Genomic DNA, 13,416 nt, shown 5'->3' with positions numbered 1-13,416 from the left:
TCTGGTCAAAGCGTGGACAGCAGGCGGAACTGGCCTTAAGTTGTGAACAACTAGCTCCCCTTCGGACGGAGGCCTGCATGGTCAGGGCCGTGGATCGCGTGTATTCCCACATTCGCGACGGCATCATCGCGGGAACCTATGCGCCCGGCGAACGGCTGGGGGAGGTCGACATCGCAGAATTGACCGACACCAGTCGGACGCCCGTTCGCGAGGCTCTGCGGCAACTCGAGATGGAAGGGCTCGTCGAGGTCGTTCCCCACCGCGGGGCGCGCGTCTACTCCTGGACAGCAGACGATCTCGAAGAAATCTACGACCTACGAATGACGCTCGAAGCCATGGCCGCGGCGCGGGCGGCGCGCCGAATCGGCGAGAAGGACCTCGACAGGCTGAGCGAGCTCTGCGATCTGATGGAATCTGCAGCGGCGCACGGTGCCGGGCAGCAACTGGACCTGATGGCGCAGCTCAACGACGAGTTTCACGCCATCGTGCGTACCGCCGCCGCCAGCACTCGCTTGCTGACGATGCTCGGTGCCGTCATTCAATTCCCCCTCGTGATGCGCACCTTTCACCGCTACGCACCGGCGGACGTCGCCCGTAGTCATGCGCACCACCGCGATCTGGTGTCAGCCCTGACCAGTGGAGACGAAGTCTGGGCCGACTCGGTGATGCGTGCTCACGTCCGTGCCGCCAAACACGTTCTTCTGCAATCCCTCACGCCCGACGAAGTCAAGGAGTCCGAATGAGCGAGGCCGCCTCAGGGCCGTTGTCAGACCTCCGAGTAGTAGAGATGGGCCAGTTGTTGGCCGGGCCGTTCTGCGGACAACTCCTCGCCGATTTCGGAGCGGAGGTCATCAAGCTGGAGCCGCCGGGCAAGGGTGACCCGATGCGGCAGTGGGGCCGCGAAAAGCCCCACGGCAAGTCGCTGTGGTGGCCGGTGGTGGCGAGGAACAAGAAGTCGGTCACCTGCAATCTTCGTACCGAAGAAGGACAGGCGCTGGCGCGCAACATCATCGGTAAGTCGGACATCGTCGTCGAGAATTTCCGTCCCGGCACCCTCGAGCGATGGGGACTCGGGTACGAGGACCTGCGCACGCTCGACCCGCGTCTGATCATGGCCAGGGTGACGGGCTACGGCCAAGACGGGCCTTACTCTCCCCGCGCCGGCTTCGGTTCGATCGGCGAGGCGATGGGCGGAATCAGATATGTGACAGGCAATCCGGATCAGCCACCGTCTCGGGCCGGAATCTCGCTCGGCGACTCCCTGGCTGCGGTATTCGCGACGATCGGTGTCCTTACTGCCGTACACCACCGGGAGCGCACCGGACGTGGGCAACTGGTGGATTCGGCGATCTACGAGGCCGTGCTCGCAATGATGGAATCACTGCTCCCCGAGTACGAAATCGGTGGATACCAGCGCGAACGGACCGGGTCGGTATTGCCGAACATCGCGCCGAGCAATGTCTATCCGACAAAGGGTGGGGAGATGATTCTGGTTGCTGCGAACCAGGATTCGGTCTACGCCCGACTGGTCACCGCGATGGGCCGCGCCGATCTGGTGTCCGATCCTCGTTATGTCGACCACGCATCACGTGGGGTCAACATGGAAGAACTCGACGCCGTCATCGGATCGTGGACCGCAGACCTCGGAACCGACGAAGTGCTCGACATCCTGCACGAGGCAGGTGTCCCCGCCGGTCGCATCTACACCGCTCGCGACATGTTCGACGATCCGCATTTCGCGGCTCGCGACGCCATCGTGCGTTTGGCTCATCCCGATTTCGGCGAGATCCCGATGGCGGGTGTCGTGCCCAAGCTCAGCGACAGTCCCGGAGCCGTCCGGCATGCAGGACCCGAACTGGGGGAGCATAATTCGGATATCTACGGGTCGCTCCTCGGGCTGACCGACGCCGAGCAGGCTGCGCTCGTCGACCGCGGCACCATCTGATCTCGACAACTCCACTCACCGCATCCCACACGACCGGAGATCACCATGCGCTATCGATTGGGCGTCGACGTCGGCGGAACCTTCACCGACGTACTGCTTCTCGAAGAAACGACAGGTACCACCTTCAGGGCCAAGACACCGTCGACACCGGCCGATCAATCGGTCGGCGTGCTGAACGGCATCGACAAGGTGTGCTCGGCGGCCGGGATAGAACCGTCGGAGATCGATCAAGTCCTGCACGGCACCACGGTGGCGACCAACGCCATCCTTCAGGGCCGTGGTGCTCGCGTGGGACTCGTGACCACGGACGGGTTCCGGCAGGTCCTGCAGATCGCCAGATCGTACGTCCCGGGTGGTCTGGCGGGCTGGATCATCTGGCCCAAGCCCGAACCACTTGCAGCGCTGGAGAACACCGTCGAGGTCGTAGGTCGTTTGGCCGCGGACGGTAGCGAGGTGACGGCGCTCGACGAGAACCAGGCGCGGACTCAACTACGTCGACTGGCCGGTGCCGGTATCGAGGCTCTCACGATCTCGCTCATCAACTCGTATGCGAACGACACCCACGAGAAGCAGGTCGCCGAGTGGGCTGCCGACGAGCTGCCGGGCATTCCGATCTCCATTTCCAGTCAGGTCCTACCCGAGATGCGGGAGTACGAGCGCACCCTCACCACCGTGGCCAACAGCTACGTTCAACCAGAGGTGTCGCGTTATGTACGAAACCTGGACAAGTCCCTGCAGGACAGAGGAATCGAGGCCCCCCTGTCCATCCTGCGCAGCGACGGCGGACTGGTGCAGTCGGCCAAGGCGTCGGAGGCACCGGTGTCGTTGCTGCTCTCCGGTCCGGCCGGTGGCGTCACCGGAGCCGTCTGGTTTGCCGAACAGGCCGGCTTCTCCGACTTCCTCACGTTCGACATGGGTGGAACCAGTACCGATGTGGCCCTCGTGCTCGGTGGACAGCCGCGCATCGGGCGTGAGACCAAAGTGGGTGATCTCGCGGTCCGCGCCACGAGCGTGGACGTGCGAACCGTCGGTGCCGGTGGTGGTTCCATTGCGCACGTACCCGAGTTGACCCGTGCATTGCGGGTCGGGCCGCAATCGGCCGGTGCCGACCCGGGGCCTGCCGCCTACGGAAAGGGCGGAACCGAACCGACGGTCACCGACGCGAACGTCGTTCTCGGGTACCTGCCGACCTCGTTGGCAGGCGGCGAGGTCGATCTCGACGCCGAGGCGAGCCGGACCGCGGTGGCAACGATCGCGGACGCGATCGGCCTCGCCAGTCCGGAGGAAGCCGCGTCCGGGATCGTCGATATCGTCAACGAGAACATGTTCGGCGCTTTGCGATTGGTCAGTGTGCAGCAGGGATACGACCCACGTGATTTCGCGCTCGTCTCGTTCGGTGGTGCCGGGCCGCTGCACGCCAACGCTCTGGGACGACTCACCGGGGCGTGGCCGGTGATCGTGCCCCCGTCTCCTGGTGTCCTCTGCGCTTACGGCGACGCCACGACGTGTCTGCGCGACGAGGCTGCGCGAACCATGGTCAGGGCGTTCTCGGACATCGACGACGGCGAGGTGCGTAAGGCGCTGGCGGAATTGGCCGAGTCGGCCGCCGAAAGGCTGTCGTCCGAGGGTGTTCCGAAAGAACAGCAGACCGCCGCCTATCAAGTGGATCTGCGCTATCAAGGACAGGGATTCGAGATTCCCGTCGACCTCGACGCCGCCGCCCTCGACTCCGGAGACGTGCTGGCAACACTCGGAGCCGCTTTCGACGCCGAACATCAGCGCCTGTTCTCGTTCCTGCTGAAGAACGAACGGGAGGTCATCAATCTCCGAGTGACCGTCAGCGGGCCGCGTCCCGAGGTGGCGTTCCAACCGCTGGAGCAGGGCACCGAGGACGCGGCGGCGGCTCTGATGTCCACGAACGACGTCTGGATGGACGGGAAGTACTCGAAAGCCGGGATCTACGATCGCTCGAAACTGCTGGCGGGCAACGTCGTGACAGGCCCAGCCGTCATCACCGAGATGGACTCCACCACGCTGGTGCTGTCCGGGCACGCAGCGACCGTCCACGCCAGTGCCTGCCTTCTCATCGCCCCGATCGGCACCGACGACACCCACCGCACCACTCGACTGCAGGAGAGCTGATGGCCACCATCATCGAGACCTCGAAGACTCCGTTCACGACAGTTCCGGTCGACCCGATCACCCTGGACATCATCGAGAATGCGCTGCGAAACGCGCGGGCGGAGATGGACGAAGTGCTGTTCAGAACCGCACTGTCACCGGGCATTCGCGAGCAGCACGACGAATTCCCGCTCATCGCCGACCCGAGCGGCAAGATGGTCGTCGGTCAATTCGGGCTCTCCGTGCCGGATTTCCTCGACAACTTCTCCGGAACCGTCGGCGAGGGTGACATCCTCCTGACCTCCGACCCGTACGCCTGTGGGGCCGCGATCAGCCACGCCAACGACTGGCTCATCGTTCTCCCCATCTTCCACAGCGGGAGGGTGGTCGGATGGTCGTCGATGTTCGGCCACATGGCCGACGTCGGGGGCAAGACGCCGTCGTCGATGCCGACGGACGCGCACACCATCTTCGAGGAAGGGGTGATCATTCCGCCGTTCAAGCTTTACAGCGCAGGAGAATTGAACGAGACCGCGTTGGACATCATCCTCAATCAGGTGCGCAAGCCCGATTGGAACCGAGCGGACCTCAACGGGCTCGTTGCTGCGTGCACCACCGCGTCGCGGCGCATCGTCGAACTCTGCGACCGATTCGGTGTGGATGTGTACCTGTCGGCGCTCGATGCGTTGCTGGACAGGAACTATCAGGCGATGAAGGTGCTGCTCGCCATGTTGTTCGTCGACGGCGAGACCATCGAGTTCAGCGATTTCATCTGCGACGACGGGTGTGGTTACGGACCGTACGAACTCGCGATCACGCTGACCCGTCACGGCGAAAAGATCCATCTCGACTTCAGCAAGGCCGCGCCGCAGGCCGTCGGGCCGATCAACTACTTCATCAACGAGAACCTCGTACGAATGTTCTTCGGTATCTACGTCATCACCGTGGCCGATCCGCAGATTCTGTGGAACGACGGCTTCTATCCGCTGATCGACGTGACCATCCCCGAGGACTCGTTCTGGAAGCCGCGCTATCCCGCTGCGCTCAACGGACGAAATCACGGGATCGGCCGCGTCTTCGACCTTTTCGGTGGACTGTTGGGAAAGAACAATCCCGAGATTCTCAACGCCGCCGGTTTCTCGTCCTCGCCGCACTTCATGTACTCCGGCCACTACGACGGGGGTGCCCGCGACGGCGAGTGGTTCCAGCTCTACTCGATCGGTTTCGGCGGCATCCCCGGACGACCGATGGGCGACGGCCCGGACGGGCACTCGCTGTGGCCGTCGTTCGTGAACATTCCGTGCGAGTACCTCGAGTCGTACTACCCACTGCGTATCGAGCGCTGGGAGACCGTCACCGATACCGGCGGTGCCGGGTTGCATCGTGGCGGCAACGGTGTCGATGTGGCGTACTACTTCGAGGAACCCGGCACCATAGCGATCCACGACGACAGGTGGCTGACGTACCCGTGGGGAGTCAACGGCGGCAAACCCGGTGCGAGAGGGAAGAAGTGGATTGTCCGGGCGTCAGGTGAGGTCGAGGTGTTGCCCAGCAAGATTCACGAGGTCCCGGTCGCACGCGGAGACGTTCTGCACTTCGTCACGTGGGGTGGCGGAGGATGGGGTGACCCGTTGACCCGGGATCCCGAGCTGATCAGTCTCGAGGTCCGCCGAGGTCTCGTCAGTGCCGAAGGTGCCCGAGCCGGGTACGGAACGGTCTGCGACGCCGACGGTGTGGTGGATTCGGCTGCGTCGGAAGCACTTCGACACCAGATGGCGGAAGCGCGTGGTGAGATCGAGGTCTTCGACAAGGGGCCGTCGATCGAGGTGATTCTCGAACGGTGCGAGGCCGAGACCGGTCTGCCGGCACCTCGTCCGCCGGTGAACGTCAGAAAGGCGGTACGAGCGTGAGCGATACCCTCGGCTCGTATCGAGAGTCGGGGTTCGCGGGCGAGCTTGGTCCCGGTCGGAGTCCGGCGGTGCTCGTGGTCGACATCGTTGCGGCGTATCTGGTGGACGGTTCGCCCATGCGTGCCCCGGTGGACGCGTCGGTCGAGGCTGCCGCGCAGTTGGTGTCGGCCGCCAGAGCCGCTGGCATTCCCGTCGTGTTCACCAGGGTCAGTTACCAGCCTGGCGGTAGCGACGGCGGCCTGTTCATGTCCAAGATCCCGGCGTTGAAGGTTTTCGAGGAAGGCTCGGAACTGGGCGAGTTTCCGGCGGAACCCCGTCCGCTTGCGGGCGAGACCGTGGTGACCAAGCAGTACGCGAGTGCGTTCTTCGGCACCTCGCTTGCCGCCACACTCACGGCATCCGGTATCGACACGCTGTACATCTGTGGGTTGACCACCAGCGGGTGCATCCGTGCGAGTGCCACCGATGCACTCCAACACGGGTTCCGCCCACTGGTGGTCGCCGATGCGTGCGGTGATCGTGAGCCGGGCATGCACGAGTCGAATTTGCTCGATTTGCGAGCGAAATACGCAGACGTGATCGGCCTTGCCGAGGCGCTGGATCACTTCGAGGCGGTGTCTCGCTGACGGTAGCGCCCAACCTCCGCTGCGAATCAGCTCCTCGGAATCGAATACCAGACTCCGATCGGAGGCAGGTCTCCGAAACGGAGGGGCTGATTCGGCGGGACCATGCCATGTTGCCAGGACACGCCAGCAGGGGATAGTGGTGTCATGGACACGCTGAACCCCGATGTACCGGACGACCTTTTCGCTGACGTGCTGAAGCAGATCTCCCACTTCGTGCGGTCGCGTGTAGTGCCGCGCGAGCTCGAGATCATGAACACGGATGCGATTCCCGACGATCTGCGGAAGCAGGCCGCCGAGATGGGATTATTCGGTTACGCGATCCCGCAGGAGTGGGGCGGCCTGGGTCTGAACCTGATCCAGGACGTCGAGTTCGCGATGGAACTCGGCTACACCTCGTTGTCTTTGCGGTCGATGTTCGGCACCAACAACGGGATCGCCGGGCAGGTGCTCGTGGGCTTCGGTACCGAGGAGCAGAAGGCGAAGTGGTTGCCGGGCATGGCAACCGGCGAGATCGTCGCCTCCTTCGCGCTGACCGAGGACGGAGCCGGATCCAATCCGGCGGGCCTGAGGACAACGGCGAAGGTGGACGGCTCCGGATGGATCATCAACGGCAGCAAGCGGTACATCACCAACGCTCCGATCGCCGACATGTTCGTCGTCTTCGCCAAGCTGGACCCGAAACCGGAGAGCGGCAACGGTATTGCGGTCTTTCTGGTTCCTGCCGACACCGCGGGGATCGAGGTGGGTGTCAAGGACGCGAAAATGGGTCAGCAGGGCTCGGGCACCGCTGATGTGAACTTCACCGATGTGCGGGTCGAGGCCGACGCGGTGGTCGGTGGCAAGAGCGATATCGGGTACAAGGCGGCGATGACGTCGCTGGCGCGGGGGCGGGTGCATATCGCGGCGCTAGCGGTCGGTCAGGCGCAGCGCGCGTTGGATGAGTCGGTGTCCCACGCTGCGGCGTCCACTCAGGGCGGTGAACCGATCGGAAACTTCCAGCTCGTGCAGGCCATGATCGCCGATCAGCAGGTCGGGGTGATGGCGGGCCGGGCAATGGTGCGTGAGGCTGCTCGTGCGTGGGTGCTGGAGACCGATCGACGGATCGCGCCGTCCGCGGTGAAGCTCTTCTGTACCGAAATGGTGGGTAAGGTCGCCGATCTCGCCGTCCAGATCCACGGCGGTGCCGGGTACATGCGTGAGGTGCCGGTCGAGCGTATCTACCGGGACGTGCGACTGCTGAGGCTGTACGAGGGGACCAGTGAGATCCAGCGGTTGATCGTCGGCGGCGGACTGATCAGAGCCGAACAGAAGCGCAACTCGTGAACATGCCAGGCGTACGCTCCTGGCATGTCGTTCAGAATCCTTTGCTCCGACCACGTCGGCTTCGCCGTCGGTTCCCTCGATGACGCCCTTCGGTTCTGGATCGACGGTCTCGGCGCGGTCCTCGAACGGACCGGTGAGATGGGTGGAGAGTTTCTCGGAGAGGTCACCGGAGCGCACGGGGCTGCAGTCCGGATGGCGGTGGTATCCATCGCGGGTCAGACGATCGAACTGCTGGAATATCGCGACGTCCAGGGAGAGCAGGGATCCTCTCGACCCCACGATCCTGGTTTCGCCCATCTTGCCTTCGAGGTCGACAATATCGACGCGGTCCTGACGCGAATCGCGGACTTCGGGTGGACGGCGCAGGGAACTCCTCAACCTATTGCCGGCGGGGCAAAGGTGGGTACCCGCGTGATGTACGCGTTGGGTCCACACGGAGAGACGATCGAGTTCATGGAGCCCCCGCAGTGATGAGCCAGCAGGGATGGTCGGGCCGACCCCCCGCCGAATGGGCAGTATTCCCCTGATCGTCGGTAGCACACAGACATTGGTGCCTAACGTGGACGGTGACGACGAAAGGACCAGCGCATGCCGCAATTCCCCGGTCTCTCCCACGTGGCCGTGACCGTATCCGATCTCGCCACCAGCACCGAGTGGTACTCACGACTGTTCGACGCCTCGCCCGTTCTCGACGAGGACGAAGAATCCGGCGACTATCACCACACCGTGTTCGCGCTCGATGGCGGCATGCTCTTCGGGCTGCACACACACGGTGCGGCCCAGAGGTCTGGTGCCTTCGACGAGAAGAGCACGGGTGTGGACCACATCGCCTTCTCGTGCACCCAGGACGAGCTGGCGGACTGGGTGTCCACGCTCGACCGACTCGACATCGCGCACAGCGGAATCAAGAACGCCCACTACGGTTCTGGAATCTCGTTTCGAGATCCGGACAACATCGCGCTCGAATTCTTCGCTGCGCCGGCCTGATCGCGCTGTCTTTCACATCATCAGGTACCGCAGAAAGTCTGAAAACCCGCGCTGAAGTTCTGGGGCGCAGGGAGAGCGTAGTCCGAGCGGTCGTCGCGTCGATCGAACGGTGACATGACGACCTCGAGCAGGCGATCGAAAAGTTCCAGATCACCCTCGGTGGCGGCATTCAAGGCAGCGTCGACCAGGTGGTTTCGGGGTATGTATGCCGGGTTGACGCGATCCATGCCGTCGGCGACAGATGGCAAGTTCTGTTCCCGCGCCGAAACCGTTGTGCGCCAACGCTCGAGCCAGTTCGCGGACGCGTCCGGTGGGACGAGGGAGTCGAACGGAGCCGAGCTTCCTCGGAGGTTGTCGGCGAGCGCCCGGAAGGCCAGGGTCCAATCGGCACGGTGCTCGGTGAGCAGTCGATGAAGATCGTCGACGAGTGCCGCGTCCATCCCATCGTCTGCCAGTCCGAGCTTGCGGGCCATCGCGGCAGAGTAGTGCTGTCGGTATCGATCCCCGAACGTATCGAGGACCGCAGTGAGAGCGGTGATGGCAGTGTCTGGCGTCGAATTCACCAGTGGGAGCAGTGTTTCACCGAATCGGGCCAGATTCCACCCGAGCACCGCGGGTTGATTTCCGTAGGCGTAGCGTCCGCCGTGGTCGATCGAGCTGAATACCGTTGCAGGATCGTAGGCATCGAGAAACGCGCACGGCCCGTAGTCGATGGTCTCGCCGGAAATCGTCGTGTTGTCGGTGTTCATGACACCGTGAACGAATCCGACCGACATCCACTGAGCAACAAGGGATGCCTGGGCCTCGACGACGGCTTCGAAGAAGGCGAGGTAGCGATCCTCGGAAGGAAGATCGACGAAGGCAGGGTAGTGGCGGGCGATCGCGTAATCCGCGAGCGGCTGCGCGAGCCCCTCACGCCGGGCAGCGAACTCGAAGGTGCCCACCCGCAGATGGCTGGACGCGACCCGGGCAAGCACTGCCCCGGGTCGCGGACCTCCTTCTCGCAAAACCCGCTCGCCGGTCGTGACGACGGCAAGTGAGCGCGTCGTAGGAATGTTCAGCGCATGCATTGCCTCGCTGATCAGATATTCGCGCAGCATCGCTCCTACTACCGCGCGCCCGTCACCGCCACGCGAGAACGGTGTAGCGCCGGACCCTTTGAGATGCAGATCTACTCGATGGCCGCGATCGTCGTGAAGCTCGCCGAGCAGAAGTGCACGGCCGTCACCCAACAACGGTACGAAGTTCCCGAATTGGTGACCGGCATACGCCATCGCCACCGAGGCAGCTTCGGCCGACGGAGTCGATCCGGACAGCACACCGGCACCGTCCGGAGTGCGGAGCGACTCTGGGTCGAGTGAAAGCGACCGAGCCAGGTCGTCGTTGAGGATGAGCACCCGCGGATCCGGTGCGTGGGTGCCCTGCCACGGCACCGTCACACCGGGAACATCGTCGACCAACGTGGTCTCGAACCCGAATGCAGGCAGGTTCGTGGTCGCGACTGCGGGGTCGTTCGAGGATCCACTCATAGTTCAAGGTTAGCGACGAACGACCTCGGGTTGCGCCGCCGCATCGAATCGGATGTACACGCGTCCGGTGTCGTCGTCGACCGACACTCGCGCTCGCACCTCGTAGACGTCGGCGATCAAGTCCTCGGTCAGCACAGCCGCAGGTGCACCGCCTGCGACGACCTTCCCATCTTTGAGGACCAGCACCTCGTCGCAGAACATCGCGGCCAGGTTCAGGTCGTGGAGCGCGACGATGCTCGTGATCGGCAGGCGCGCGACGAGCGCCAACAGCTCGAGCTGGTGATGGATGTCGAGGTGGTTGGTGGGTTCGTCCAGCAACATTTCGCGCGGCTGCTGCGCGAGGGCCCGGGCGATGTGCGTCCGCTGCTGCTCACCACCGGACAAGGTGCGCCACAATCGATCTGCTTTGATACTGAGCCCGGTCTGCGCGAGGGCATCGTCCACTGCGTCCTCGTCCAGGTCGTTTCCACCGAACGCTCCGCGGTGCGGAATTCGGCCGAGACGCACGACGTCACGAACCGTCACGTCGATGTCCGTGTGCGCATGTTGACCGACCACCGCAACGGCGCGGGCAATGTGTTTGCGTTTGAGCGAACCGAGCTCCGTACCGTCGAGCTCGACGACACCCGAGGTAGGTGTTGCTGCCCCGGCCATCAGATGAAGCAACGAGGATTTACCGGAACCGTTGGGGCCCAACAGTCCCACCATTCGCCCGGGCGCCGGATGTACGGTCACCCCGTCGACCACGAGGACTCCGCCGCGCTTCCACGACACGTTCGACGCGTGCAAAGTCATCGGATCCCCCTCCGGCGAGCCATGATCGCGATGAAGGCGGGCACGCCGACCAATGCGGTTCCGACGCCGACCGGAAGTGGGGTAGGGGCAAACGCGACTCGGGAGACGGCGTCGACCCACACCATGAAGATGGCACCGATGATCGCTGTGGCCGGCACCAGTCGACTGTGGTTGGGGCCCACCAGTAGTCGCGCGGCGTGCGGGAGGATGAGCCCGACGAAGCCGATCGCACCGGCGACGCTGACCAACGTCGCGGTGATCAGGGCGGTACCGACGAGCAGTGCCAGGCGCACTTTCTTCACATCGAAACCGAGCGAGGACGCGACGGAGTTACCGAACGCGAACGCGTCGAGCACAAAGGCGTAGTAGCAGCACACCACCGCGCCTATGCCGGCCACGGTCACACACAGCACGACGTCGTTCCAGCGGACTCCCTCGAACGATCCGAGGAGCCAGAACATCACGCCGCGGGTCTCGTCGGAGTCCGCGAACGCGAAGATGACGAAAGATGTCAGGGCCGAGAACAATTGAGTGGTTGCGACGCCGGCGAGGATGACGCGGTCGTTTCCGCTACCGGACATGCGGGCGAGGAACAGGACCAGGCCGAACGCGACGAGTGCACCGATGAACGCACCACCGGACAGGCCGAGGGCGGCCCCACCCACGCCGAGAACGCCGACCACAACGGCCCCCGTCGATGCGCCGGAAGAAACCCCGAGCACGAACGGGTCCGCCAGCGGATTACGCAGCAGCGACTGCATGATGACGCCGCAGATCCCGAGGCCGACGCCACTGGCTGCCGCGACGAGCGCCCGGGGAAGCCGCTCCTCCCAGATGATCGCGTTCTTCGAGACCTTCACCGGCACATCGGTGACTCCGAGATGGTTCAGCACCACATCTCGAACGTTGACCAACGAAATGTTCGCCGGCCCCAAGGTGATGGCGACGAGTACCGAGACCACGCACAGTGCGATTCCAGCGACCGCCGCCAACACCCACCGCCACAGATGACGGGGGGCAGGCGAGCGATCGACGGCAGGGCGGCGGGCGGCGGTGGTGATCAGGACGACAGCCCCAGATCGCGCAGTCCGGCCGACACCTTCTCGACACCGTCGACTGCCCGGATGGACGGGTTCATCTCGGCTCCGTGCAAGGAGATGTAGCGCTTGTCGCGGACGGCCTCCATGGTGTTGGTGACGGGGTCGGATTCGAGAAACGCGATCTTGTCGGCGAGGAGGTCACCGGGGAAGCGATTGCGCGCCAGGTCGCCCAGAACGAGGACGGTTGGATCGCGATCCACCATGGTCTCCCACCCGACGGCGGGCCAGTCGTCGTCGGTGTCGGCGAACACGTTCGACATCCCGACCGTGCGTGCGAGCAGATCAGCCGATCCCCGCCCGCCGGCAATGTAGGGGCTCTTGGTGTCTGCGAACCAGAAGGCAACGGACACATCGGCCTTCGCCGTCTGCGCGGTGGCGTCGGCCATGCGGTTCTTCAGTTCGTCGACGAACTCGGCTCCGCGCTCGTTCACATCGAAGACGGCTGCCAGTTCGGTGATCTCCTGGTACAGCGAATCCATGGTCAGGGGCGTCGTGCGGGTGTTTCCCCCGTTGACGCTGCGACCGGCGTCGCAGTCGGTGGGGGACAGGTAGGTCGCGGCACCGGTCTCACCGAAGCGCGAGCGTTCTGTCACCCCGCCCTGCTCGAAATGCCGTCCGAAGGACGCGGTGACGAAATCTGGTTCGGTGTCCAGCACCACTTCGTAGGTAGGTGCGTTGTCGGCGAGTCTCGGAACCGAAGCGTTCGCCTCGGCGAGGTTCTCCCGGACCGGGTCCGTCCACGACGCGGTGCCCACCAGCCGATCCTGCAGGCCGAGTGAGAGAAGAATTTCGGTGGAGTTCTGGTCGAGCGATACCACCCGCTGCGGTGCCGACTCGAAGGTCACCGACTCTCCGCAGTTCTCGATCGTCAGTGGGTAGGACGTCCCGCCGGCAGTGGTATCGGAGACCGCGTCGGGAACCTCCTCGGAGGCCCCGCAGGCGGCGAGCGATCCGGCCAGGGCGGCAGCGACAGCGAGGGTGCCTGCGCGGCGACGAACGTTCAGCACTGAAGGTTTCCTTCGGTCCAAGACAGCAACGAGCCGCCGGGGATTACCCGACGGCGCACCGTACGTGAGGTAC

12 protein-coding genes are annotated in these 13,416 nt (G+C 64.2%); 8 read left to right on the top strand and 4 right to left on the bottom strand.

All coding sequences use genetic code 11. The annotated features are described in order from the left end of the window. Positions 1-77 precede the first annotated feature (77 nt). The 8 genes from ASG84_RS20580 to ASG84_RS20545 all read left to right on the top strand — a co-directional run bounded on the left by ASG84_RS20580 (position 78) and on the right by ASG84_RS20545 (position 8,912). Positions 78-743: a GntR family transcriptional regulator gene (locus ASG84_RS20580; protein WP_057478864.1), complete on the top strand. Its 666-nt coding sequence runs from the start codon at positions 78-80 to the stop codon at positions 741-743. Then, entirely contained in the window at positions 740-1,945 is a 1,206-nt protein-coding gene (locus ASG84_RS20575) for a CaiB/BaiF CoA transferase family protein (RefSeq protein ID WP_057478863.1), read from the top strand. Before ASG84_RS20580 ends, ASG84_RS20575 begins: the two co-directional genes overlap by 4 nt. A 45-nt stretch (positions 1,946-1,990) precedes the next feature. Beyond that, positions 1,991-4,087, top strand: a complete 2,097-nt coding sequence (locus tag ASG84_RS20570; protein WP_057478862.1) for a hydantoinase/oxoprolinase family protein — start codon at positions 1,991-1,993, stop codon at positions 4,085-4,087. Continuing rightward, positions 4,087-5,976, top strand: a complete 1,890-nt coding sequence (locus ASG84_RS20565) for a hydantoinase B/oxoprolinase family protein (RefSeq protein WP_057478861.1) — start codon at positions 4,087-4,089, stop codon at positions 5,974-5,976. The genes ASG84_RS20570 and ASG84_RS20565 overlap by 1 nt, the downstream gene beginning before the upstream one ends. Continuing rightward, positions 5,973-6,602, top strand: a complete 630-nt coding sequence (locus ASG84_RS20560) for an isochorismatase family protein (protein WP_057478860.1) — start codon at positions 5,973-5,975, stop codon at positions 6,600-6,602. Before ASG84_RS20565 ends, ASG84_RS20560 begins: the two co-directional genes overlap by 4 nt. 144 nt (positions 6,603-6,746) lie before the next feature. Beyond that, positions 6,747-7,925 (top strand): acyl-CoA dehydrogenase family protein, encoded by a 1,179-nt coding sequence (locus ASG84_RS20555; RefSeq protein ID WP_057478859.1) that lies wholly within the window; start codon positions 6,747-6,749, stop codon positions 7,923-7,925. Positions 7,926-7,949: 24 nt separating this feature from the next. After that, positions 7,950-8,396 (top strand): VOC family protein, encoded by a 447-nt coding sequence (locus ASG84_RS20550; RefSeq protein ID WP_057478858.1) that lies wholly within the window; start codon positions 7,950-7,952, stop codon positions 8,394-8,396. Between the two features lie 117 nt (positions 8,397-8,513). After that, a complete protein-coding gene (locus ASG84_RS20545) occupies positions 8,514-8,912 on the top strand; it encodes a VOC family protein (RefSeq protein ID WP_057478857.1) in 399 nt (132 codons plus the stop codon). A 20-nt stretch (positions 8,913-8,932) separates the two neighbouring features. On the opposite strand, the gene ASG84_RS20540 is transcribed toward ASG84_RS20545, so the two are convergent. From ASG84_RS20540 to ASG84_RS20525, 4 genes are all read right to left on the bottom strand, one after another. Next, positions 8,933-10,441: a protein adenylyltransferase SelO gene (locus ASG84_RS20540; protein ID WP_057478856.1), complete on the bottom strand. Its 1,509-nt coding sequence runs from the start codon at positions 10,439-10,441 to the stop codon at positions 8,933-8,935. Positions 10,442-10,450: 9 nt separating this feature from the next. Beyond that, on the bottom strand, positions 10,451-11,236 hold the full coding sequence (locus tag ASG84_RS20535) for an ABC transporter ATP-binding protein (protein WP_057478855.1): 786 nt from the start codon (positions 11,234-11,236) through the stop codon (positions 10,451-10,453). Further along, positions 11,233-12,228, bottom strand: a complete 996-nt coding sequence (locus tag ASG84_RS20530; protein WP_442971005.1) for a FecCD family ABC transporter permease — start codon at positions 12,226-12,228, stop codon at positions 11,233-11,235. Before ASG84_RS20530 ends, ASG84_RS20535 begins: the two co-directional genes overlap by 4 nt. A 68-nt stretch (positions 12,229-12,296) precedes the next feature. Further along, the gene (locus tag ASG84_RS20525) at positions 12,297-13,343 is read right to left on the bottom strand and encodes an ABC transporter substrate-binding protein (protein ID WP_442971004.1); all 1,047 of its coding nucleotides are present in this window, start codon (positions 13,341-13,343) and stop codon (positions 12,297-12,299) included. Positions 13,344-13,416: the final 73 nt, after the last annotated feature.

The organism is Rhodococcus sp. Leaf278 (genome assembly GCF_001426085.1).
Classification (GTDB): Bacteria; Actinomycetota; Actinomycetes; order Mycobacteriales; family Mycobacteriaceae; genus Rhodococcoides.
The sequence above is the reverse complement of the archived record's forward strand: the minus strand, read 5'-3'. Positions and strand labels throughout refer to the sequence as shown.